The organism is Pseudomonas sp. S2_C03 (assembly GCF_054668405.1).
Map to the genome: position 1 here is coordinate 3572769 of NZ_CP162766.1, position 23183 is coordinate 3595951.

Annotated in this window: 19 protein-coding genes; 7 read left to right on the forward strand and 12 right to left on the reverse strand. The window is 60.4% G+C overall.

Annotation, left to right across the window (positions count from 1 at the left end; all coding sequences use genetic code 11):
* Window positions 1-54 precede the first annotated feature (54 nt).
* The 4 genes from AB4N64_RS16460 to ppsA all read right to left on the reverse strand — a co-directional run bounded on the left by AB4N64_RS16460 (window position 55) and on the right by ppsA (window position 5237).
* Complete coding sequence (locus AB4N64_RS16460; RefSeq protein WP_460116967.1) at window positions 55-1050, reverse strand: zinc transporter ZntB; 996 nt, start codon at window positions 1048-1050, stop codon at window positions 55-57.
* A 30-nt stretch (window positions 1051-1080) separates the two neighbouring features.
* Window positions 1081-1572, reverse strand: coding sequence for a ribonuclease E activity regulator RraA (gene rraA / locus AB4N64_RS16465; protein ID WP_046027054.1), 492 nt, complete (start codon window positions 1570-1572; stop codon window positions 1081-1083).
* 121 nt (window positions 1573-1693) lie between these two features.
* Window positions 1694-2683: an alpha/beta fold hydrolase gene (locus AB4N64_RS16470; RefSeq protein WP_460116968.1), complete on the reverse strand. Its 990-nt coding sequence runs from the start codon at window positions 2681-2683 to the stop codon at window positions 1694-1696.
* Between the two features lie 178 nt (window positions 2684-2861).
* Complete coding sequence (gene ppsA / locus AB4N64_RS16475; RefSeq protein WP_460116969.1) at window positions 2862-5237, reverse strand: phosphoenolpyruvate synthase; 2376 nt, start codon at window positions 5235-5237, stop codon at window positions 2862-2864.
* 174 nt (window positions 5238-5411) lie between these two features.
* Here ppsA and ppsR point away from each other — a divergent pair, with 174 nt between their 5' ends.
* Window positions 5412-6230, forward strand: coding sequence for a posphoenolpyruvate synthetase regulatory kinase/phosphorylase PpsR (gene ppsR / locus AB4N64_RS16480; RefSeq protein WP_460116970.1), 819 nt, complete (start codon window positions 5412-5414; stop codon window positions 6228-6230).
* A gap of 117 nt (window positions 6231-6347) precedes the next feature.
* On the opposite strand, the gene prpD is transcribed toward ppsR, so the two are convergent.
* The 6 genes from prpD to AB4N64_RS16510 form a co-directional block, all read right to left on the reverse strand.
* Window positions 6348-7832 carry a 2-methylcitrate dehydratase gene (gene prpD / locus AB4N64_RS16485; protein ID WP_460116971.1) on the reverse strand — a complete coding sequence of 495 codons (1485 nt, stop codon included), beginning with the start codon at window positions 7830-7832 and terminating at the stop codon, window positions 6348-6350.
* Window positions 7833-8048: 216 nt separating this feature from the next.
* Window positions 8049-9251 (reverse strand): 2-methylaconitate cis-trans isomerase PrpF, encoded by a 1203-nt coding sequence (gene prpF, locus AB4N64_RS16490; protein WP_460116972.1) that lies wholly within the window; start codon window positions 9249-9251, stop codon window positions 8049-8051.
* A 68-nt stretch (window positions 9252-9319) separates the two neighbouring features.
* Complete coding sequence (gene acnD, locus AB4N64_RS16495; RefSeq protein WP_460116973.1) at window positions 9320-11917, reverse strand: Fe/S-dependent 2-methylisocitrate dehydratase AcnD; 2598 nt, start codon at window positions 11915-11917, stop codon at window positions 9320-9322.
* 157 nt (window positions 11918-12074) lie between these two features.
* Window positions 12075-13202 carry a bifunctional 2-methylcitrate synthase/citrate synthase gene (gene prpC / locus AB4N64_RS16500; protein ID WP_460116974.1) on the reverse strand — a complete coding sequence of 376 codons (1128 nt, stop codon included), beginning with the start codon at window positions 13200-13202 and terminating at the stop codon, window positions 12075-12077.
* Between the two features lie 173 nt (window positions 13203-13375).
* On the reverse strand, window positions 13376-14266 hold the full coding sequence (gene prpB, locus AB4N64_RS16505; RefSeq protein WP_460116975.1) for a methylisocitrate lyase: 891 nt from the start codon (window positions 14264-14266) through the stop codon (window positions 13376-13378).
* Entirely contained in the window at window positions 14263-14979 is a 717-nt protein-coding gene (locus tag AB4N64_RS16510; protein WP_460126779.1) for a GntR family transcriptional regulator, read from the reverse strand. Before AB4N64_RS16510 ends, prpB begins: the two co-directional genes overlap by 4 nt.
* A gap of 296 nt (window positions 14980-15275) precedes the next feature.
* Here AB4N64_RS16510 and rloA point away from each other — a divergent pair, with 296 nt between their 5' ends.
* The 4 genes from rloA to pabB are packed head-to-tail and all read left to right on the forward strand — an operon-like array spanning window position 15276 to window position 19686.
* Complete coding sequence (rloA, locus tag AB4N64_RS16515) at window positions 15276-15812, forward strand: retropepsin-like aspartic peptidase RloA (protein ID WP_460116976.1); 537 nt, start codon at window positions 15276-15278, stop codon at window positions 15810-15812.
* Between the two features lie 5 nt (window positions 15813-15817).
* Window positions 15818-17353: an osmotic stress tolerance membrane protein RloB gene (rloB, locus tag AB4N64_RS16520; RefSeq protein WP_460116977.1), complete on the forward strand. Its 1536-nt coding sequence runs from the start codon at window positions 15818-15820 to the stop codon at window positions 17351-17353.
* Window positions 17353-18339: an alpha-L-glutamate ligase-like protein gene (locus AB4N64_RS16525; RefSeq protein WP_460116978.1), complete on the forward strand. Its 987-nt coding sequence runs from the start codon at window positions 17353-17355 to the stop codon at window positions 18337-18339. Before rloB ends, AB4N64_RS16525 begins: the two co-directional genes overlap by 1 nt.
* A 9-nt stretch (window positions 18340-18348) precedes the next feature.
* Window positions 18349-19686, forward strand: coding sequence for an aminodeoxychorismate synthase component I (pabB, locus tag AB4N64_RS16530; RefSeq protein WP_460116979.1), 1338 nt, complete (start codon window positions 18349-18351; stop codon window positions 19684-19686).
* Between the two features lie 132 nt (window positions 19687-19818).
* On the opposite strand, the gene thrH is transcribed toward pabB, so the two are convergent.
* Complete coding sequence (gene thrH, locus AB4N64_RS16535; RefSeq protein WP_460116980.1) at window positions 19819-20436, reverse strand: bifunctional phosphoserine phosphatase/homoserine phosphotransferase ThrH; 618 nt, start codon at window positions 20434-20436, stop codon at window positions 19819-19821.
* 172 nt (window positions 20437-20608) lie between these two features.
* Between thrH and AB4N64_RS16540 the strand changes: the two genes are divergently transcribed.
* Window positions 20609-21349 (forward strand): phosphoadenylyl-sulfate reductase, encoded by a 741-nt coding sequence (locus AB4N64_RS16540; protein WP_007971943.1) that lies wholly within the window; start codon window positions 20609-20611, stop codon window positions 21347-21349.
* A gap of 162 nt (window positions 21350-21511) precedes the next feature.
* On the forward strand, window positions 21512-22258 hold the full coding sequence (locus AB4N64_RS16545; RefSeq protein WP_460116981.1) for a 3-oxoacyl-ACP reductase family protein: 747 nt from the start codon (window positions 21512-21514) through the stop codon (window positions 22256-22258).
* A 51-nt stretch (window positions 22259-22309) separates the two neighbouring features.
* On the opposite strand, the gene AB4N64_RS16550 is transcribed toward AB4N64_RS16545, so the two are convergent.
* The gene (locus AB4N64_RS16550) at window positions 22310-22996 is read right to left on the reverse strand and encodes an HAD-IA family hydrolase (RefSeq protein WP_460116982.1); all 687 of its coding nucleotides are present in this window, start codon (window positions 22994-22996) and stop codon (window positions 22310-22312) included.
* Between the last annotated feature and the right edge of the window lie 187 nt (window positions 22997-23183).

A 23183-nucleotide genomic window follows, 5' to 3' on the forward strand; every position in this document is an offset into this window, starting at 1 on the left:
TCGTGATGTCTGTGAAAGACGCGGTCAATTTTGCACAGGTCACATGGCGCATTGTCAGACCCAACGCAAACGTCTGAATAACCACCACTGGCCGAACGCCACCAACACCATCAACAAACAGGCAATCATGAAGCCGTAGGGGCTGGCAGAAAACGGAATGCCACCCACGTTGATACCCAGCAGACCGGTGAGAAAACTCATCGGCAAAAAGATCCCGGTGATGATCCCGAAGCGATACATCGTGCGGTTCATGCGCACGCTCAAACGCCGGTCTTCAGCCTCCAGGACCAGCCCCACGCGCTCTCGCGTCAATTCCAGCTCTTCGAGATAACGGGTCAGGCTGTTGTTCAGTTCGTTCCAGTAATCGCCATCGTCCTCAACGAACCAGGGCAATTTTATCCGTGTCAGTTGACCAAAAATATCCCGTTGCGGCGCCAGAAAACGCTTGAGCCCGGCCGCCCTGCGACGGATCTGCAAAATGGAGCCATGCTCCGGTGTATACCGTTCGTCGGCATCCAGTTTTTCTTCTTCCTCATCGACCACTTCCGAGAGGCAACTGACCAGATCCTGCACTTTGTTGGTGAGGTTCTGAGCCATATAAAGGATGAGTTCAGAAGTGGTTTTCGGACCCTTGCCATCCGCCAGCTGCACCAACAGTTCATCAGTAGCACGCAGCGGCCGCAACCGCAGGGAAATCACCCGCCGCGCCGAACCAAAGATCCGCACCGAGACCATGTCTTCGGGCTCGGCACCTGGATTGAGGTTCACCCCACGCAAAAATAGCAGCAGCTCGCTGTCAGTTAGCTGTAGAAGACGCGGTCGGGTGTTCTCTTCCAGCAGAAGATCACAATTGAACTCACTCAGGCCGCTGGATTTACGCAACCAGGTCTGGGTTTGCGGGTGGCTGCGATCCCAGTGCAGCCACAGGCTTTCATGCGCCTGCAACTGCAAATCGTCGAGCTCAGTCCGGGCAATCGAACGCGCACCGCCTTTGCCATCCAGCACCAGGGCATGTACCAGCCCCCACTGCGCGTTGTCTTCCTCGAACATCCGTACTCCATTCTCAAGGTCGGCTAAAGCTTACTCAGGCATTTTGAGCGGACTTGGCGAAATGATCACACCGTTGTTGTCCGCATAAATGTAGTGGCCCGGGTGGAAGGTGACACCGGCGAAGGTCACTGCAACATTGAGGTCGCCGATACCGCGCTTGTCGGTTTTCATCGGGTGGCTGGCCAGGGCCTGGACGCCCAGATCGGTTTGCGCGATGACATCGACGTCACGAATGCAACCGTAGATGACCAGCCCTTCCCAACCGTTTTTTGCCGCTTTCTCCGCCAGCATGTCACCCAGCAAGGCGCGACGCAGGGACCCGCCGCCATCGACCACCAGCACCTTCCCATTGCCCTTGAGCTCGACTTGCTCCTTGACCAGCGAGTTGTCTTCGAAACACTTGATGGTCACGATTTCGCCGCCAAAAGAGTCACGGCCACCGAAGTTGCTAAACATCGGTTCCAGCACCTGCACCAGCTCCGGATAGGCGTCGCACAGGTCAGGCGTAAGGTAATGATTCATCGAGAAACTCCTGAAAAAAGGAAGACAATCGAGGATGTCGCAAAGTGACCGAAAAAGCGCAATGCGTCATATCTTAGCCGCAAGCCATGCAGAGCGAAATGCCCATAATAGAGCATCTGGCTCAGACCGCCGTCGCCAGATCCGGCTTTTCACCCAACAATGGCGTCTGTTGATCGTTCAACCAGCGCACCACCAACGGCCAGACCTCAGCCTGCGCCGCCTTGCTGACGAGCATCTCCACATGCCCGAAGTTGCCGCCGAAACCCTGTTCGCGGCCCAGGTTTATGAATTGCTTTTGCGCCGACCCAAACTGATCGAACAGCTTGCGGCACGCCCATTCCGGGTCCTGGTGATCGCCCGCCGCACTCACGGCCAGCACTGGCAATTGCACGTTGGCCAAACCGGCCCACCAATCCTTGTCACGATCACCAAAGCGCCCGAACAAGCCGTACCAGCGCATGCTTTCCAGCGCCAGGCCAATGGGCTCGTCCTCTGGGCCGCGTTTGAGCCGTGAACCGGACAGCTGGGCGAAACGTTTGAGAATGAAGCGCCCACCCCACTCCACCGGCGGGATCTTCAGCGGCCAGTAAGTGCGGCTCACTTGCGTGCCAAAGAACGCCGCCGAGGCCACGACCGGCTCACCGATGTATTCGCCCCCCAGTGCCGCCGCCAGAGTAATGCCCCCCAGGGAGTGACCGATCCAGTGCGGGACCTGGCCGCTCTGCTCGCGCACGAACGCGCCAATGGCCGGCAGATCGTACCGGGCGTAATCGGCGACGCGGTTCTTGCGGTAGTCCTGATTACGCTGGGACAAGCCATGGCCACGCATTTCCGCGACCCACACGTCGAACCCCAAACGCGCCAGGTGAGCCCCAAGCCCCACACCCTTGGGCGAGAACCAGAAGCGGCGATTGGAAAAACTGCCGTGCAACAGGATCACCGGCACACCGCGCGCGACCGACTCGTCAGCCATGCCCAGACGCGTGACCGCCAACTCGACCGTACTGTCGGGGCTGTTGCCGGGTTTCAAACGATAGACATCTTCGCTCAGATCACCGCGCCGTTCGGCGCTGATCAGGGCGACAGGAAATAGATTGCTGCTGCTTTGCATGATGCTCTTGCACAAAAAAGGGCGGCATCCGTGGATGCCCGCCCTGATTGAATCTGGATATCTGTAGGAGCGAGCACGCTCGCGATGGTCGCCAACGATGACGCGGGGCATCAGGTGCCCCGCGGTGTTTTTGAGTCCATCGCGAGCGTGCTCGCTCCTACAGGTACAGGGTTGCTTGTCAGGCCGAAGCTTGACCTTCCGCCAGGAAGAACCAGGTTTCCAGTACGGAGTCCGGGTTCAGCGAGACACTCTCGATGCCCTGTTCCATCAGCCATTTGGCCAGGTCAGGGTGGTCCGAAGGGCCCTGGCCGCAGATGCCGATGTATTTGCCGGCCTTGTTGCAAGCGGCAATGGCGTTGGCCAGCAGCTTCTTGACCGCAGGGTTACGCTCGTCGAACAGGTGCGCGATGATCCCGGAGTCCCGGTCCAGTCCCAGGGTGAGCTGGGTCAGGTCGTTGGAACCAATGGAGAAGCCGTCGAAGTACTCAAGGAACTCTTCGGCCAGGATCGCGTTGGACGGCAACTCGCACATCATGATGACGCGCAGGCCGTTTTCGCCACGGACCAGGCCTTTCTCGGCCAGCAGGTCCACCACTTGGCTCGCTTCGCCCAGGGTGCGGACGAACGGCACCATGATTTCGACGTTGGTCAGGCCCATCTCGTTGCGCACGCGTTTGAGTGCGCGGCATTCGAGCTCGAAGCAGTCACGGAACGATTCGCTGATGTAACGCGAAGCGCCACGGAAGCCCAGCATCGGGTTTTCTTCTTCCGGCTCGTACAGCTTGCCGCCGATCAGGTTGGCGTATTCGTTGGACTTGAAGTCCGACAGGCGCACGATGACCTTTTTTGGCCAGAACGCGGCAGCCAGTGTGCTGATGCCCTCGACCAGTTTCTCGACGTAGAAGCCGACCGGGTCGTTGTAGCCGGCAATGCGCTTGTCGACGCTGTCCTTGATGTCCTGTGGCAGGCCGTCATAGTTCAGCAGCGCCTTGGGGTGGACGCCGATCATGCGGTTGATGATGAACTCCAGGCGGGCCAGGCCCACACCGGCGTTCGGCAACTGCGCGAAGTCAAAGGCGCGATCCGGGTTGCCGACGTTCATCATGATCTTGAACGGTAGGTCCGGCATGGCGTCGACGGAGTTTTTCTTGATGTCGAAGCCCAATTGGCCTTCGAAGATATAGCCGGTGTCGCCTTCGGCGCAGGAAACGGTGACGCCCTGGCCTTCTTTCAACAGTTCGGTGGCGTTGCCGCAACCGACCACGGCCGGAATGCCCAGCTCACGGGCGATGATCGCCGCGTGGCAGGTACGGCCGCCACGGTTGGTGACGATGGCGCTGGCGCGCTTCATGACCGGTTCCCAGTCCGGGTCGGTCATGTCAGAAACCAGTACGTCACCGACCTGGACCTTGTCCATCTCGGACACGTCCTTGATGATGCGGACCTTGCCGGCGCCGATGCGCTGGCCAATGGCGCGACCTTCGACCAGCACAGTGCCGGTTTCCTTCAACAGGTAACGTTCCATGACGTTGGCCTGGGTGCGGCTCTTCACGGTTTCCGGACGGGCTTGCACGATGTACAGCTTGCCGTCGTCACCGTCCTTGGCCCACTCGATGTCCATCGGGCACTGGTAGTGCTTCTCGATGATCATCGCTTGCTTGGCCAGCTCGCTGACTTCAGCGTCGGTCAGGCAGAAACGCGCGCGATCGGCCTTGTCGACATCGACGGTCTTGACCGAACGACCGGCCTTGGCCTCGTCGCCGTAGATCATCTTGATGGCCTTGCTGCCCAGGTTGCGGCGCAGGATCGCCGGGCGACCCGCGGTCAGGGTGTCCTTGTGGACGTAGAACTCATCCGGGTTCACCGCGCCTTGTACGACAGTTTCACCCAGGCCGTAGGCGCCGGTGATGAACACCACGTCACGGAAGCCCGACTCGGTATCGAGGGTGAACATCACGCCGGCGGTGCCGGTTTCGGAGCGGACCATGCGCTGCACGCCAGCCGACAGGGCGACCAGTTTATGGTCAAAGCCCTGGTGCACGCGGTAGGAAATAGCACGGTCATTGAACAGGGAAGCGAACACTTCCTTGGCGGCACGAATGACGTTCTCGACACCACGGATGTTCAGGAAGGTTTCCTGCTGACCTGCGAAGGAAGCGTCCGGCAAGTCTTCCGCGGTGGCGGAAGAGCGCACGGCCACAGCGACGTCAGGGTTGCCGGCCGACAGCGCGGCGAATGCGGTGCGGATCTCGGTGTTCAGTTTCTCGGGGAACTCAGCTTCCATGATCCATTGGCGGATTTGTGCGCCGGTCTTGGCCAGGGCATTCACGTCGTCGACGTCCAGGGCATCGAGGGCGTCATGAATCTGCTGGTTCAGGCCGCTCAATTCCAGGAAATCACGATAAGCCTGGGCGGTCGTGGCGAAGCCACCGGGTACCGATACACCGGCACCTGCGAGGTTACTGATCATCTCGCCCAGGGATGCGTTCTTGCCCCCCACATGCTCAACATCGTGTTTGCCGAGCTTATCGAGGGAAACTACGTACTCTACCAAGGTGATCTCTCCACTAACTGTGTTGGAAAAGCTCAAAACCGGCGCTCTAAATGGAGCATTTGCCAGCTATATGGCCTGGACCTGGAAAATAAGTGAGAATGCGGGCCATTGGCGGCCGGCAAATCGCGCCTATCATATCCAGTTTTCGCTACTAGCTTAAGGGCCAAGGTGCAAATGAAACGATCTGCTTTCTTTATCTCCGATGGCACCGGCATCACCGCCGAAACCTTGGGTCAAAGCCTCCTGGCACAGTTCGAAAACATTACCTTCAGCAAATTCACCCGCCCGTACATCGACAGCGCGGACAAAGCGCGGGCCATGGTACAACAAATCAACAAGGCCGCCGAAACCGACGGCTTCCGGCCGATCATCTTCGACACCATCGTCAATCAGGACATCCGTGAGATTCTCGCAACGTCCAATGGTTTCATGATCGACATTTTCTCGACCTTCCTGGCACCGCTTGAACAGGAACTGACAGAGCATTCTTCCTACACCGTCGGCAAGTCCCATTCCATCGGCACCAACTCCAATTACATGGAACGCATCGAGGCCGTTAACTTCGCCCTCGACAACGACGATGGCGCCCGTACGCACTATTACGACAAGGCCGACCTGATCCTGGTGGGCGTGTCACGCTGCGGCAAAACGCCCACCTGCCTGTACATGGCCATGCAATTCGGCATTCGCGCCGCCAACTACCCGCTGACCGAAGACGACATGGAGCGCCTGACCCTGCCAAGCGCCCTGCGTTCGCACCAGCACAAGCTGTTTGGCCTGACCATCGATCCAGACCGTCTTACGGCCATCCGCAACGAGCGCAAGCCCAACAGCCGCTATTCGAGCTACGCACAATGCGAGTTCGAAGTGCGCGAGGTGGAAAACCTGTTTCGCCGCGAGAACATTCCTCACATCAACTCCACGCATTTTTCCGTTGAAGAAATCTCGGCGAAGATTCTTGTGGAGAAAGGTGTGGAGCGGCGATTCAAATAATTGTGTAGCGCCTGTTCGGGCGCCATCGCGAGCAAGCTCGCTCCTGCAGGGATCTTCGGTGTTCACACGTTCCCTGCAGGAGCGAGCTTGCTCGCGATCGAACGATAACGCCGTCCCCTAGATAACAAACAAATCCACAAACCGATTGACCGGCGTCATCTCAAGCCGCTCCTGGTCCTTGCACAACGCAAAAATTTCCTCGCAGCGCTGCCCGGCAAACCGTGTCGCCAGGTTCGCCCTGAACTTGTCCTCCAGCAGGGGAATGCCCTCGGCACGCCGACGGCGATGGCCAATCGGGTATTCCACCACCACGTTTTCGGTGCTGGAACCGTCCTTGAAAAACACCTGCACCGCGTTGGCAATGGAACGCTTGTCCGCTTCCAGGTATTCACGCGTGAAACGCGGTTCTTCGACGATGACCATTTTCTCGCGCAGCACGTCGATGATCGGGTGTGCCTTGTGGAAATCGTCCTCGTACTGCTCGGCCACCAGATTGCCGAAAGCCAGTGGCACGGCGGTCATGTACTGGAGGCAGTGATCGCGATCCGCCGCATTGGCCAGCGGGCCGACCTTGGAAATGATGCGAATCGCCGATTCGTGGGTGGTAATGACGATCCTGTCGATCTCGTGAAGGCAATTGCGCACCTGTGGGTGCAAGATAACGGCGGCTTCGCAGGCGGTTTGCGCGTGGAACTCTGCAGGGAAGCTGATCTTGAACAGTACGTTTTCCATCACGTAGCTGCCGTATGGCCGGGACAGGCTGAATTCGCGCCTGTCCCCGGGCTTGAGCGCCAAATCGTTGTTGGTATGACTGAACAGCACGTCGTAGAAGCCCCACTGCCGGGCACTCAGCACACCGGGAATACCCATCTCGCCACGCATCGCGATGTCCGCCAGGCGCACGCCCCGGCTGGACGCATCGCCCGCCGCCCACGACTTACGCGAACCGGCATTGGGCGCATGTCGATAGGTGCGCAGGGCTTGACCGTCGGCAAAGGCATGGGACAGCGCGGACAACAACTGCTCGCGATTGGCGCCCATCAGTTTGGCGGTGACGGCCGTCGAGGCGACCTTGACCAGAATGACGTGGTCAAGACCTACACGATTGAAGGAATTCTCCAGCGCGAGTACACCCTGGATTTCGTGGGCCATGATCATCGCTTCGAGCACGGTGCGAACGGTCAGTGGCGTTTCGCCGTTGGCCAGGCGTTTTTGCGACAGGTGGTCGGCCACCGCAAGAATGCCACCGAGATTATCTGACGGATGGCCCCATTCGGCGGCGAGCCAGGTGTCGTTGTAGTCGAGCCAACGCACGATGCAACCGATGTCCCACGCCGCCTTGACCGGATCGAGCCGGAACGACGTGCCGGGCACGCGTGCGCCGTGTGGCACCACCGTGCCTTCGACCAGCGGCCCCAGGTGCTTGGTGCATTCGGGAAAACGCAGCGCCAGCAGGCCACAGCCCAGGGTATCCATCAGGCAGTTGCGGGCGGTGTCCAGGGCCTGGGCAGACTGGATCTGGAAATTGAGGACGTAATCGGCAATGTCCTGCAGGACCTGGTCATAGTCCGGGCGATTGTTCAGGTCAACGTTGGCGCTCATGTTCGATTCACTCGTGAAGTGGTTCGTTGATGGGACCTCGGTTCGGGTTGATCGCGGTGGGTTGAATCATTTTTCTAATATGAAACTCGGTCAAAAACTGTGGGAGCGGCGGTGCGACGATTCGACTTGCTCGCGATTGGGTGTGTCAGTCGAAGTTTCTGTTATTGACACACCGCCATCGCGGGCAAGCCCGCTCCCACAGTTGTTCAATGTCTGCTAGAAACAATCCCCCGGCACCCGTACAAACCCTTCCATCAATACCCGCGCACTGCGGCTCATGATGGCTTTTTTCACGATCCACTCACCGTTGACCTGACTCGCCTCGGCGCCCACCCGCAAGGTGCCGGACGGATGGCCGAAGCGCACTGCGTTGCGTTCGATGCCGCCCGCCGCGAGGTTGACCAGGGTCCCGGAAATCGCCGCCGCCGTACCAATGGCCACCGCAGCGGTGCCCATCATCGCGTGGTGCAGCTTGCCCATGGACAGTGCCCGCACGAGCAGATCGACGTCACCGGCCGCAATTGCCTTGCCGCTGGAAGCCACGTAGTCCGCAGGCTTGGCGACAAACGCCACCTTCGGTGTGTGTTGACGCTTGGCCGCCTCGTCAACGTTGGCGATCAGGCCCATGCGCAAAGCGCCATAAGCACGAATGGTCTCGAACATCTGCAACGCTTTCGGGTCCCCGTTGATCGCGCCTTGCAACTCGGTACCGGTGTAGCCAATGTCTGCCGCGTTAACGAAAATCGTCGGAATGCCCGCGTTGATCAGGGTCGCCTTGAAGGTGCCAACGCCCGGCACTTCCAGGTCATCGACGAGGTTGCCGGTAGGGAACATCGAACCGCCCCCGCCCTCTTCTTCCGCCGCCGGGTCGAGAAATTCGACCTGCACTTCCGCTGCGGGGAAGGTCACCCCATCGAGTTCAAAATCGCCGGTTTCCTGCACCTCGCCGTTGGTGATCGGTACGTGGGCGATGATGGTCTTGCCGATGTTGGCCTGCCACACGCGCACCACCGCCACGCCGTTGTGCGGAATGCGGCTGGCATCCACCAGGCCGTTGCTGATGGCGAACGATCCAACTGCCGCCGTCAAGTTGCCGCAGTTACCGCTCCAGTCGACGAAGGGCTTGTCGATGGACACTTGGCCGAACAGGTAGTCGACATCGTGATCGGCCTTGATGCTTTTGGACAGGATCACCGTTTTGCTGGTGCTGGAGGTTGCACCGCCCATGCCGTCGATCTGCTTGTCATACGGGTCGGGGCTGCCGATGACCCGAAGCAACAGGGCGTCTCGGGCTGGACCTGGAACCTGCGCGGCCTCAGGCAAATCCTGCAGGCTGAAAAACACGCCCTTGCTGGTGCCACCACGCATGTAGGTGGCCGGAATCTTGATTTGCTTCGGAAAAACAGCTGCGTCAGCCATGGTGTTCCTTACTCCTGAACTTGAAGCAAACAGGGGGATTTGAAATCCCCCTGTCTGCACACCGAGTTTTAAACAGCGACTGCCGATTCTTCGAGGAAGTCCTGGGCGAAGCGTTGCAACACGCCGCCGGCTTCGTAGATCGATACCTCTTCAGCGGTATCGAGGCGGCAGGTCACCGGCACCTCGACGCGCTCACCGTTCTTGCGATGGATCACCAGCGTCAGGTCGGCCCGCGGGGTGCGCTCGCCGATCACGTCATAGACTTCGGTCCCGTCGATGGCCAGGGTGTTGCGATTGGTGCCCGGCTTGAATTCCAGTGGCAACACGCCCATGCCCACCAGGTTGGTGCGGTGGATGCGCTCGAAACCTTCGGCGGCAATCGCTTCGACACCGGCCAAACGCACGCCCTTGGCCGCCCAGTCGCGGGACGAGCCCTGGCCGTAGTCAGCGCCGGCGATGATGATCAGCGGCTGCTTGCGATCCATGTAGGTCTCGATGGCTTCCCACATGCGCATCACCTGACCTTCCGGCTCGACGCGGGCCAGCGAGCCCTGCTTGACCTTGCCGTCTTCCTTGACCATTTCGTTGAACAGTTTCGGGTTGGCGAAGGTTGCGCGTTGCGCGGTCAGGTGGTCCCCGCGATGCGTCGCGTAGGAGTTGAAATCCTCTTCCGGCAGGCCCATTTTCGCCAGGTATTCGCCGGCGGCGCTGTCCATCATGATGGCGTTGGACGGCGACAGGTGGTCGGTGGTGATGTTGTCCGGCAGGACCGCCAGCGGGCGCATGCCCTTGAGCGGACGCGCCCCGGCCAGGGCGCCTTCCCAGTACGGCGGACGGCGAATGTAGGTGCTCATCTCGCGCCAGTCGTACAGCGGCGTGACTTTGGGGCCGGTGTCTTCGTGGATGGCGAACATCGGGATGTAGACCTGGCGGAACTGCTCGGGCTTCACGGAAGCCTTAACCACTGCTTCGATTTCTGCGTCGCTTGGCCAGATGTCCTTCAGGCGGATCTCTTTGCCATCGGCATCCAGGCCCAGCACGTCTTTTTCGATGTCGAAACGGATGGTCCCGGCGATGGCATAGGCGACCACCAGCGGCGGCGAAGCCAGGAACGCCTGCTTGGCGTACGGGTGAATTCGCCCGTCGAAGTTACGGTTACCCGACAATACGGCGGTGGCATACAGGTCGCGGTCGATGATTTCCTGCTGGATGACAGGGTCAAGTGCACCGGACATGCCGTTGCAGGTGGTGCAGGCGAACGCCACCACCCCAAAACCGAGCTGTTCCAGTTCATCGGTCAGGCCGGCTTCATCCAGGTACAGCGCCACGGTTTTCGAGCCGGGGGCCAGGGACGTCTTGACCCAGGGTTTGCGGGTCAGGCCGAGCTTGTTGGCGTTGCGCGCCAGCAGGCCCGCAGCGATCACGTTGCGTGGGTTGCTGGTGTTGGTGCAACTGGTGATCGCGGCGATGATCACGGCGCCGTCCGGCATCTGGCCCGGAACGTCTTCCCACTGGCCGGAAATGCCCTTGGCTGCCAGGTCCGAGACGGCCACGCGAGCGTGCGGGTTACTCGGGCCAGCCATGTTGCGCACGACCGAAGACAAATCGAACGTCAAGCCACGCTCGTACTGCGCGCCCTTGAGGCTATCGGCCCACAGGCCGATCTGCTTGGCATAGTTTTCGACCAACTGCACCTGCTCGTCTTCACGGCCGGTGAGTTTGAGGTAGTCGATGGTCTGTTGGTCGATGTAGAACATCGCTGCGGTGGCGCCATATTCCGGGGCCATGTTGGAGATGGTTGCGCGGTCGCCGAGGGTCAGCGCAGCCGCGCCTTCGCCAAAGAACTCCAGCCATGCGCCCACGACCTTCTGCTTGCGCAGGAACTCGGTCAGCGCCAGCACCATGTCGGTGGCGGTAATGCCGGGTTGCAGCTTGCCGGTCAACTCGACGCCTACGCTTTCCGGTAGACGCATCCAGGACGCGCGGCCGAGCATCACGCTTTCCGCTTCAAGGCCACCGACGCCGATGGCGATCACGCCCAGCGCATCCACGTGCGGGGTGTGGCTGTCGGTGCCGACGCAAGTGTCGGGGAACGCTACACCATCGCGCACCTGGATCACCGGAGACATTTTCTCCAGGTTGATCTGATGCATGATGCCGTTGCCCGGTGGAATCACGTCGACGTTTTTGAACGCCTTCTTGGTCCAGTTGATGAAGTGGAAACGGTCTTCGTTGCGACGGTCTTCGATGGCGCGGTTCTTCTCGAACGCCTCGGGATCGAAACCGCCACGTTCGACGGCCAGGGAGTGGTCGACGATCAATTGCGTCGGCACCACCGGGTTCACCTGCGCCGGGTCACCGCCCTGCTGGGCGATGGCGTCACGCAGGCCGGCGAGGTCCACCAGAGCGGTCTGGCCGAGAATGTCGTGGCACACCACGCGAGCCGGGAACCATGGGAAATCGAGGTCGCGCTTGCGCTCGATGAATTGCTTGAGGGATTCGGTCAGCGTGGCCGGGTCGCAGCGACGCACCAGGTTTTCCGCCAGCACGCGGGAGGTGTACGGCAGCGTGTCGTAGGCGCCTGGCGCAATGGCCTCGACCGCGGCGCGGACATCGAAGTAATCCAGGTTGCTGCCGGGCAGTTGTTTACGGAATTCTGTGTTCATCAGTCGGGACTCGGTCACGGTAAATACAAAAGGCGGGGCGTTGCGCCGATCCCCTGTAGGAGCGAGTTTGCTCGCGATTGCGGTGTGTCAGGTCAACCGCTATCGCGAGCAAGCTCGCTCCTACAGGGGGGGCGTGTTCAGTTCCAGCCCCCACCATTCAGCGTTGTTCGATTGGCACGAACTTGCGCTGTTCAACGCCGGTGTATTCGGCACTTGGGCGGATGATGCGGTTGTTGGCGCGTTGTTCGTACACGTGGGCGGCCCAGCCGGTCAGGCGCGAGCAGACGAAAATCGGTGTGAACAACTTGGTCGGAATGCCCATGAAGTGGTACGCCGAGGCATGGTAGAAGTCGGCGTTGGGGAACAGTTTTTTCTGTTCCCACATGGTCTTGTCGATGGCTTCGGAAACCGGGAACAGCACCTTGTCGCCCACTTCGTCTGCGAGTTTTTTCGACCAGCCCTTGATCACTTCGTTACGCGGATCGTTGTCTTTATAGATCGCGTGACCGAACCCCATGATCTTGTCCTTGCGCTCGAGCATGCCGAGGGTGCCCTGGATCGCCTCCTCCGGCGATGAGAAACGCTCGATCATTTCCATCGCCGCTTCATTCGCGCCGCCGTGCAAAGGGCCGCGCAGCGAGCCGATGGCTGCCGTGATGCAGGAGAACAGGTCGGACAGGGTCGACGCACAGACGCGCGCGGTGAACGTCGAGGCGTTGAACTCGTGCTCTGCGTAGAGGATCAGCGAAACGTTCATCACCTTCACGTGCAACTCGCTTGGCTTCTTGCCATGCAACAGGTGCAAGAAGTGACCGCCAATGGACGGCTCGTCGCTCACGCAATCGATGCGTTTGCCTTCGTGGCTGAAGCGATACCAATAGGTCATGATCGCCGGGAAAGCGGCCAACAGGCGATCGGTCTTGTCGCGCTGCTCGGAGAAGTCGTTTTCAGGCTCGATATTGCCCAGGAACGAGCAACCGGTGCGCATCACGTCCATCGGATGGGCATCGGCCGGGATGCGTTCGAGCACTTCCTTGAGCGCTTGCGGCAGGTCGCGCAGCTTGCTCAGCTTGGTGATGTAGGCCGCCAGTTGCGCCTTGCTCGGCAGTTCGCCGTACAGCAGCAGGTAAGCGACTTCCTCGAACTGTGCGTCAGCCGCCAGGTCGCGAACGTCATAACCGCGATACGTCAGGCCTGCGCCCGATTGACCCACGGTGGACAATGCAGTCTGCCCGGCCACCTGGCCACGGAGCCCGGCGCCACTGAGTACTTTTGCTTCGGCCATTGCTGTCTCCAGTTTTCTTGAATTTGTCAGAGATATTTCTTACCCCCTGTAGGAGCGAGCATGCTCGCGATGGACGTCAACGATCACGCAGGGGATCTAATACCCAGCGGTGTGGCGTCTACCATCGCGAGCATGCTCGCTCCTACAGGTTCAGGCAGTGTCACGGGTACTCGTTACTTCTTGGACGCAAACAACGCATCGAGCTTCTGCTCGAAGGTGTGGTAATCGATGCGATCGTAAAGCTCCATGCGGGTCTGCATGGTGTCGATCACGTTCTGTTGCGTACCGTCACGGCGAATGGCGGTGTAGACGTTTTCCGCCGCCTTGTTCATGGCGCGGAACGCCGACAGTGGGTACAGCACCAGTGACACTTGCGCCGCCGCGAGTTGCTCGGTGGTGTACAGCGGGGTCGCGCCGAATTCGGTGATGTTGGCCAGGATCGGCGCTTTCACGCGGCTCGCAAACAACTTGTACATGTCCAGCTCGGTGATGGCTTCCGGGAACACCATGTCGGCGCCGGCCTCGATGCAGGCGGCAGCGCGATCAAGGGCGGATTCCAACCCTTCCACCGCCAGGGCATCGGTACGGGCCATGATCACAAAGCTGTCGTCGGTACGGGCATCGACGGCGGCCTTGATGCGGTCGACCATTTCCTGCTGCGAAACGATTTCCTTGTTAGGGCGGTGGCCGCAACGCTTGGCGCCGACCTGGTCTTCGATGTGAATCGCTGCCGCGCCGAACTTGATCATCGACTTGACGGTGCGTGCGACGTTGAACGCCGAGGAACCGAAACCGGTGTCCACGTCCACCAGCAGCGGCAAATCGCAGACGTCGGTGATACGACGTACGTCGGTCAGCACGTCATCCAGGCCGGTGATGCCCAGGTCCGGCACACCGAGGGAGCCGGCAGCGACGCCGCCACCGGACAGGTAAATGGCTTTGAAACCGGCACGCTTGGCCAATAGTGCGTGGTTGGCGTTGATCGCGCCGACCACTTGCAATGGATGCTCGCTGGCGACCGCATCGCGGAAACGCTGGCCTGGAGTGCTCTTGTTGGAACTCATGACTCACCTCGTTTGGCTGTCGGGTTGGCGCCGTCCTGGTAATGACGGGCGATGTTGCGTTTGGAAGCGCCGATGTGACGACGCATCAACAACTCGGCCAGCTCACCGTCACGGTCGGCGATGGCATCGAGAATTCGGTGGTGTTCGGCAAAGGCCTGGTGCGGGCGATTGGGCGTGGTGGAAAACTGGATGCGGTACATGCGCACCAATTGATACAGCTCGCCGCAGAGCATTTGCGTGAGGGTGCGGTTGCCGCTGCCCTGGATAATCCGGTAATGGAAGTCGAAATCGCCTTCCTGCTGGTAGTAACCGACCCCCGCCTGGAACGCGGCATCGCGTTCATGGGTCTCCAGGACCTGACGCAGCTCGTCGATTTCTTCCACGGTCATGCGCTCGGCGGCCAGGCGACAGGCCATGCCTTCGAGGGACTCGCGGATCTCGTAGAGTTCAACCAGCTCGGCGTGATTCAACGACACCACCCGCGCACCGACGTGCGGTACACGGACGAGCAGGCGCTGGCCTTCCAGACGGTGGATTGCTTCGCGCAATGGGCCGCGGCTGATGCCATAGGTACGCGCAAGCTCCGGCTCGGAGATCTTGCTGCCCGGGGCGATCTCGCCCTTGACGATGGCCGCCTGGATACGCCGGAAGACGTTCTCGGAAAGTGTTTCCGAATCGTCCTGAGCAATGACGGGGGGATCGAGTTGATCCAGCATATTGTCGACACCTTGAAAGCTGATGCGCCAAAAAGTAGCGAATCAAGGCGTAACAGTCAAAGGATAAATAGGAATTGTCGACAATCGTCTAATAACCGTCTGCACCAGAACGAAGCAGCCCTTCTGTTTATAGCCATCTCTCGGCGGTGGCGCCACAGGAGCACCGTGCTAGAATGCCGCCCGCATTTGTCGATGGCATTTGCACTTATCGTCAGTTGATAGGCATACGAAGGAGCTCGCGCAGCGATGCCAGGGCCTCGAATCGAAACACGGACCGCTGTGCACCAGGATTTATGAGACTCAAGCCCTTCCCGACCTTTCTTTATCTGCTCTGCCTGCCCGGTGTCGCCGCGGCAGGGGAAAAAACCGTGTACGGCCTCAACGAGTACGCCTCGCTGGACGGCATCAATCTGGAAGTTGCGGCCAAACTCGATACCGGGGCAAAAACCGCCTCCCTCAGTGCCCGCGACATCAAGCGCTTCAAACGCAATGGCGAATCCTGGGTGCGCTTCTATCTGGCCATCGACACTGCGCATTCGCATCCGATCGAACGGCCGCTGGCCCGGGTCAGCAAGATCAAACGACGTGCCGGCGACTATGATCCCGAGGAGGGCAAGAAATACACCGCCCGTCCTGTGATCGAGCTGGATATCTGCATGGGTTCGGCCTTGCGCAGTATCGAAGTGAACTTGACCGACCGAAGTGCGTTCCAATACCCACTTTTGATTGGCTCCGAAGCACTCAAACGCTTCGATGCACTGGTCGACCCCAGTCTTAAATACGCCGCTGGCAAACCCGCCTGCGCCACCGACGTACATACCGCAGAGTAATTCCAATGCGCGCTCTTACCCTCCATCTGAAAATGCTGATCGCCATCCTGGTGGTACTCGGCATTTCGGTCACGGCCTACCAGATCTTCGTGCTCGGCATTCCCGTCACCGAGGACGCCACCGACGACTTGTGGAACATCGACGCCAAGGTCGAGTTCGTCGCCAACGCCAAGGACCCGGTCAAGATCCAGATGTTCGTGCCGCCACTGAGCCGCGATTACGTCAGCCTCAATGAAAGCTTCATCTCCAATAACTACGGCGTGGCGGTGAACCGCGTCGATGGCAACCGCAAGGTGACCTGGTCTGCACGTCGGGCCAAGGGCAATCAGACCCTGTATTACCGCCTGGTGCTGACCAAGCGCTACAGCGCCGAAAAAACCAAGATCAAAGGCCCGACCTTTCGCGACAGCATCGTGGTAGAAGGCCCTGAGAAAATTGCTGCCGAGGCGCTGCTCGCACCGATTCGCCAACACTCGGCCGACGTCGAGACATTCATTGGCGAGGCGATCAAGCGTGTCAACAATCTCAACGACGACAACGTGAAACTGTTGCTGGCGGGCGATCCGTCCAGCGGGCACAAGGCCAGGATCGTCGAACTGGTGCTGTCCATCGCCCACGTGCCGGTGGAAAAGGTCCACACCATCCGTCTGGTGGCCGACCAGCCACAAACACCGGAATTGTGGTTGCGCAGCTTCAACGGCACCGACTGGTTGTACTTCAACCCGGAAACCGGCGAGCAGGGCCTGCCCACCGATCGCCTGCTGTGGTGGACCGGTGACGAGAACCTGATCACCGTCGACGGCGGCAAGAAAGCCAACGTGACCTTCAGCTTGAACAACAGCGAAATGAACGCCATTCGCCTGGCCAAGCTGACCGACGAAAACACCGACGCCAACTTCCTCGAATACTCGCTGTACGGCCTGCCGCTGCAAACCCAGCAGACGTTCATGATCATGGTGATGATCCCGATCGGCGTGCTGGTGATCCTGATCCTGCGCAACCTGATCGGCCTGCAGACCCTGGGCACCTTCACCCCGGTGCTGATCGCCCTGGCCTTCCGCGAAACCCAGTTGGGCTTCGGTATCGTGCTGTTCACCGTGATCACCGCGTTGGGGCTGTCGCTGCGCTCCTACCTTGAGCACTTGAAGTTGCAAATGCTGCCGAGGCTGTCGGTGGTGCTGACCTTCGTGGTGGTGCTGATCGCGGCGATCAGCCTGTTCAGCCATAAACTCGGCCTGGAGCGCGGCTTGTCCGTGGCGCTGTTCCCGATGGTAATCCTGACCATGACCATCGAACGCCTGTCGATCACCTGGGAAGAACGCGGCTCCGGCCATGCGATGAAGGTGGCCATTGGCACCCTGTTCGCCGCCTCCCTGGCGCACCTGATCATGAGCGTGCCAGAGCTGGTGTACTTCGTGTTCACCTTCCCGGCCGTCCTGTTGATCCTGGTGGGCTTCATGCTGGCCATGGGTCGCTATCGCGGCTACCGCCTCACCGAACTGGTGCGCTTCAAGGCGTTCCTGAAGAAGGCTGACGCCTGATGTTCGGTTTCTGGAAGACCTGGAAAGCCCTGGAAGCCCGGGGCATCATGGGGATCAATCGACGCAACGCAGACTACGTGCTCAAGTACAACAAGCGCAGCCTGTACCCGATTGTGGACGACAAGATCCTCACCAAGGAACGTGCGATCGCCGCCGGCATTCATGTGCCGGAACTGTACGGCATCATCTCCACAGAGAAAGAAATCGATAACCTCGACGAGATCATCGGCGGGCGCAGCGACTTCGTGATCAAACCGGCCCAAGGCGCGGGCGGTGACGGCATCATCGTGATCGCCGACCGGTTCGAGGGCCGCTATCGCACGGTGTCCGGCAAGATCATCAGCCATGAGGAAATCGAGCACCATGTCTCGAGCATCCTTACCGGTCTGTATTCATTGGGCGGGCACCGGGACCGGGCGCTGATCGAGTACCGGGTGACGCCCGACCAGATCTTCAAGAGCATCAGCTACGAAGGCGTACCGGACATCCGCATCATCGTGCTGATGGGCTACCCGGTCATGGCGATGTTGCGCTTGCCGACCCGCCAGTCAGGCGGCAAGGCCAACCTGCACCAGGGTGCCATCGGCGTCGGCGTCGACCTCGCCACCGGCCTGACCCTGCGCGGTACCTGGCTCAACAACATCATCACCAAGCACCCGGACACCACCAACGCGGTCGACGGCGTGCAACTGCCCTACTGGGATGGATTCATGAAGCTCGCAGCGGGCTGCTACGAGCTGTGCGGGTTGGGTTACATCGGTGTCGACATGGTGCTGGACCAGGAAAAAGGCCCGCTGATCCTGGAGCTCAATGCCCGGCCAGGGCTGAACATCCAGATCGCCAACGACTGCGGCCTGACATTGCGCACCCATGCGGTCGAGGCTCGGCTGGAGGAGCTGAAAGCCCGTGGTGTGACGGAGACCGTCGAGGAGCGCATGGCGTTCGTCCAGGAAATGTTCGGGCATATTCCACCGGTCGAAGGTTAAGCTCCGTCCATGCTGACCTGCTCCGTACACCCGCTGCCCTATCGCGCCAACCCCGCCGAGTATTTCGCGGCGATTCGCCATGCCCCCGGCGCCGTGCTGCTCGACAGCGGCCGCCCCAGTGCCGAGCGAGGACGCTTCGACCTGCTCAGCGCCTGGCCGCTGGAGCAACTGACGGTCGCGCCCGACGACAGCGGCAGCGATTTCCTGCAACGCCTGCGCCTTCATCTGCAACGACTGGGCGAAGCCAGCGTCCCGTTTGACCTGCCCTTCGCAGGCGGCCTGATCGGCTACCTGAGCTACGACTTCGGTCGGCATCTGGAGCACCTGCCGAGCCAGGCACACGATGACCTGCACCTGCCCGATGCACGTTTTGGCTTGTACGACTGGGCACTGATCAGCGACCACCAGCGCGAGACCAGCCAGCTGGTGTTCCATCCGACACTGGCCGACAGCGAACGCCAGCGCCTGATCGCGCTGTTCAGCCAGCCGCTGGCTGATCCGGTCGAGGCGTTCAAGCTCAACGCGCCCATGCAGCCCGATCTCAGCGCAGACGACTATCGCCAGGCACTGGAGCGCATCCAACAATACATCCAGGCGGGCGATTGCTATCAAGTCAATTTCGCACAGCGCTTTCGCGCCGAATGCGCGGGTGAACCGTGGGCCGCTTACTGCGCGCTGCGGGCAGCCTGCCCTACCCCGTTTTCCGGTTTCCAGAGCCTGCCCGACGGTGGCGCGGTGCTCAGCCTGTCGCCAGAGCGCTTCATCAAGCTCAGCGAGCGCCACGTCGAAACCCGCCCGATCAAGGGCACCCGTCCTCGTAGCCTGAATGCCGACGAAGATGCCGCGAACGCCGCCGAACTGCTGGCCAGCCCCAAGGATCGGGCGGAAAACCTGATGATCGTCGACCTGCTACGCAACGACCTGGGCCGCACATGCCGCGTCGGCTCGGTACGCGTGCCGGAGCTGTTCAGCCTGGAAAGTTATCCGAATGTGCATCACCTGGTGAGCAGCGTGACCGGGGAGCTGGCGGATGGTCGTGACGCTCTGGACCTGATCACCGGCAGCTTCCCGGGCGGGTCGATCACCGGAGCACCGAAGATTCGCGCCATGCAGATCATCGACGAGCTGGAGCCGACGCGACGCGGCTTGTATTGCGGCTCGCTGCTGTACCTGGACGTGCGCGGCGAGATGGACAGCTCCATCGCCATTCGCAGTCTGTTGGTCAAGGACGGACAGGTGTGCTGCTGGGGTGGCGGCGGGATCGTTGCCGATTCGCAGTGGCAGGCCGAGTACCAGGAATCGATCACCAAGGTGAAGGTGCTACTCGACACCCTGCAGGGTCTCTGAACCTGAACCTGTAGGAGCGAGCATGTCGAGTCGTCGAACCGTCGCGATGGTGGTGGTCACACCGCTGGGCACCTGACACCCGGTGGTGTTAATACGTCCATCGCGAGCATGCTCGCTCCTACAGGGGTCGGTTTACAGGGATAGCGTGCGGTTGGACGCCTTGATGAACTCCTGCTTGAGGTCTTCGAAGCTGTGCACCGCCGGGAATTGCGGGAATTCGCGGATCACATTCTCCGGCGCATGGAACAAAATCCCCGCATCCGCCTCCCCCAGCATCGTGGTGTCGTTGTAGGAATCCCCGGCTGCGATTACCCGATAGTAAAGGCTCTTGAAAGCCAGGACTGACTGGCGCTTGGGATCTTTCTGACGCAACTGATAGCTCGTCACCCGCCCGGTTTCGTCGGTGATCAGACGATGGCAGAGCAGCGTGGGGAATCCCAGCTGGCGCATCAGCGGTTGGGAGAATTCGTAGAAGGTGTCCGAGAGGATCACCACCTGAAAGCGCTCGCGCAGCCAGTTGACGAACTCGACGGCGCCGTCCAACGGCTTGAGCGTGGCGATCACCTCCTGGATGTCGGCCAGTTTCAGGCCGTGCTCGTCGAGAATCCGCAGGCGCTGCTTCATCAACACGTCGTAGTCGGGAATGTCCCGGGTGGTGGCTCTGAGGGATTGAATCCCGGTTTTTTCGGCAAAGGCGATCCAGATTTCCGGGACCAGCACACCTTCAAGATCCAGACAGGCAATTTCCACAAGACACCCCATTTGTATTGATTATTGAGCCGCGCGAGCAAAAAGCCCGCCGAACTCTATCCGCTCACAGGGAGCGGCGCAACGCACAGGCCGCGCCAGCCACGGCAGGATTTTGTTACCATCAGCTCCATATAGAGCGCCCAGCGCCACCGACCTGTAGGAAGCCGCCCTGATGAGCCCAACGTTCGACGTCGTGGAACTCGCCACGACTTATGCCAATAAATCCGCCCAGGACATCCTGAAACTCGCCTTCGCCGAATTCGGCGATGACCTGTGGATATCTTTCAGCGGCGCCGAAGACGTGGTGCTGGTGGACATGGCCTGGAAACTGAACAAGAACGTGAAGGTGTTCAGCCTCGACACTGGCCGGCTGCACCCTGAAACCTATCGTTTCATCGACCAGGTGCGTGAGCACTACAAGATCGACATCGAGCTGGTCTCGCCGGACTACACGAAACTTGAACCCTTCGTGAAGGAAAAAGGCCTGTTCAGCTTTTACAAGGATGGCCATGGCGAGTGCTGCGGCATCCGCAAAATCGAACCGCTGCGTCGCAAGCTGTCCGGCGTCAAGGCATGGGCAACCGGCCAACGTCGGGACCAGAGCCCCGGCACCCGCAGCGCAGTGGCAGTGATGGAAATCGACACCGCGTTCTCCACCCCGGAACGCACGCTGTACAAGTTCAACCCGCTGGCACAAATGACCAGCGAAGAAATCTGGGGTTACATCCGCATGCTCGAACTGCCCTACAACAGCCTGCATGAGCGCGGATTCATCAGCATTGGCTGCGAACCCTGCACCCGGCCGGTACTGCCGAACCAGCACGAACGTGAAGGTCGCTGGTGGTGGGAAGAAGCCACGCAGAAAGAATGCGGGCTGCATGCCGGGAACATCATCAGCAAATCGAAGGCGTGAGTTTTCCCCTGTAGGAGCGAGCTTGCTCCTACAGGGGGGTAGACCACTTTCAACTTCCAGTTGAAACAGCACGCCGAAATCAACGGCTACTCAGCCCGTTATCCGCCATCGATACTACGCTCCATCAGCCGAGACATTTCGCCTCGGGACTTGGAGATCGACATGACTACTCAGAACCTCAGCGGCAAGGTGGCTTTGATCCAGGGCGGGTCCCGCGGTATCGGCGCCGCCATCGTCAAGCGCCTGGCCGCTGAAGGCGCGACCGTCGCCTTCACCTACGTCAGTTCCACAGCCAAAGCCGAAGGGCTGCAAAACAGCATCACCGCAAGCGGCGGCAGGGCGTTGGCCATCAAGGCCGACAGCGGCGATGCCGAGGCGATTCGCAACGCGGTCAGCACCACCGTCCAAACCTTTGGTCGCCTGGATATCCTGGTCAACAACGCGGGCGTGCTGGCCGTGGCCCCTCTGGAAGAGTTCAAACTGGAGGACTTCGACCAGACGCTGGCGATCAACGTGCGCAGCGTATTCGTCGCCACCCAGGCCGCCGCCCAACACATGACCGAAGGCGGTCGCGTGATCAACATCGGCAGCACCAACGCCGATCGCATGCCCTTCGCCGGTGGTGGCCCGTACGCCATGAGCAAGGCGGCGCTGGTCGGTCTGACCAAAGGCCTCTCCCGTGACCTCGGCCCACGCGGCATTACCATCAACAATGTGCAACCGGGCCCGGTCGACACCGACATGAACCCGGCCAGCGGCGACTTCGCCGAAAGCCTGATACCGTTGATGGCCGTGGGTCGTTACGGACACGCCGAAGAAATCGCCAGCTTCGTCGCCTACCTGGCCGGCCCTGAAGCCGGTTACATCACCGGGGCGAGCCTGACGATCGATGGTGGTTTTGGCGCCTGACCTGTCAACCCTTTGCAGGAGCGACGGTTCGACGCCTCGACATGCTCGCTCCTACAGTACGGGTAGTCCGTAATCACTGGGCATGAACGCCTTGAGCGTACGAATAATGCCATCGGCGTGTGCGTATTTTTCGTCAGCCATCGCGGCATCGGGGATCGCAATCGCCGTCATGCCCGCCACCTTCGCCGCCGTGACACCGAACGGCGAATCCTCGAACACAAGGCAGTCCTCGGGCGCAACGCCCAGGCGCCGTGCAGCAGTGAGAAAAATGTCCGGCGCCGGTTTGGCCGCACCGACTTCCGGGTCATCCGCCGTCACGATGAAGTCAAACAGCCCGAACCAGTCGCGGTGCAAGGTGGTTTTCTGGCCGAACGACTGACGCGACGAGCTGGTGCCCACGGCAATCGGGACGTTATTGGCCTTGAGGTGCCGGACCAGTTCCTGGGCACCGGGCATGGCCTGGGCCGTCGGGAACCGTTCGCGCATCAAAGGCTCGCGGATCTCCAGGAACTCCTCGGCGGTGATCGGCAAATCCAGCGCCTGGACCACATACCGCGCCAGATCCCCCGCGCCCCTGCCAATGATGTTCTGCTTGACGCTCCAGTCGAACGTGCGACCGTAGCGCCCGGCAATGATCGAGGTGACTTCGGTGTAGATACCCTCGGTGTCCAGCAGCAAGCCGTCCATGTCGAAAATCACGGCTTTGATCGGGCGGAACTCTTTCAGCGGTGCATTCATCGCATCTGATCCGTTTTTAACGACATCCCGACCGAGCCGGACGCGGCCGGATCGCGGATTGGATTAAAGGTTTCAGCAGCATAGCGAGCGCGGTCGACAAAGATCAACGGACAATCTCCCCGCACCGGAAAATGATGGATGAAGACGCTGGCCGCGAATTAGCGATTTTCCCTACACAAATCGCCTA

Coding starts and splice junctions, on each gene's coding strand:
- AB4N64_RS16460 (WP_460116967.1), bottom strand. CDS start 1,050: ATGTTCGAGGAAGACAACGCGCAGTGGGGGCTGGTACATGCCCTGGTG.
- rraA (WP_046027054.1), bottom strand. CDS start 1,572: ATGAATCATTACCTTACGCCTGACCTGTGCGACGCCTATCCGGAGCTG.
- AB4N64_RS16470 (WP_460116968.1), bottom strand. CDS start 2,683: ATGCAAAGCAGCAGCAATCTATTTCCTGTCGCCCTGATCAGCGCCGAA.
- ppsR (WP_460116970.1), top strand. CDS start 5,412: ATGAAACGATCTGCTTTCTTTATCTCCGATGGCACCGGCATCACCGCC.
- prpD (WP_460116971.1), bottom strand. CDS start 7,832: ATGAGCGCCAACGTTGACCTGAACAATCGCCCGGACTATGACCAGGTC.
- prpF (WP_460116972.1), bottom strand. CDS start 9,251: ATGGCTGACGCAGCTGTTTTTCCGAAGCAAATCAAGATTCCGGCCACC.
- acnD (WP_460116973.1), bottom strand. CDS start 11,917: ATGAACACAGAATTCCGTAAACAACTGCCCGGCAGCAACCTGGATTAC.
- prpC (WP_460116974.1), bottom strand. CDS start 13,202: ATGGCCGAAGCAAAAGTACTCAGTGGCGCCGGGCTCCGTGGCCAGGTG.
- prpB (WP_460116975.1), bottom strand. CDS start 14,266: ATGAGTTCCAACAAGAGCACTCCAGGCCAGCGTTTCCGCGATGCGGTC.
- rloA (WP_460116976.1), top strand. CDS start 15,276: ATGAGACTCAAGCCCTTCCCGACCTTTCTTTATCTGCTCTGCCTGCCC.
- rloB (WP_460116977.1), top strand. CDS start 15,818: ATGCGCGCTCTTACCCTCCATCTGAAAATGCTGATCGCCATCCTGGTG.
- AB4N64_RS16525 (WP_460116978.1), top strand. CDS start 17,353: ATGTTCGGTTTCTGGAAGACCTGGAAAGCCCTGGAAGCCCGGGGCATC.
- pabB (WP_460116979.1), top strand. CDS start 18,349: ATGCTGACCTGCTCCGTACACCCGCTGCCCTATCGCGCCAACCCCGCC.
- AB4N64_RS16540 (WP_007971943.1), top strand. CDS start 20,609: ATGAGCCCAACGTTCGACGTCGTGGAACTCGCCACGACTTATGCCAAT.
- AB4N64_RS16545 (WP_460116981.1), top strand. CDS start 21,512: ATGACTACTCAGAACCTCAGCGGCAAGGTGGCTTTGATCCAGGGCGGG.
- AB4N64_RS16550 (WP_460116982.1), bottom strand. CDS start 22,996: ATGAATGCACCGCTGAAAGAGTTCCGCCCGATCAAAGCCGTGATTTTC.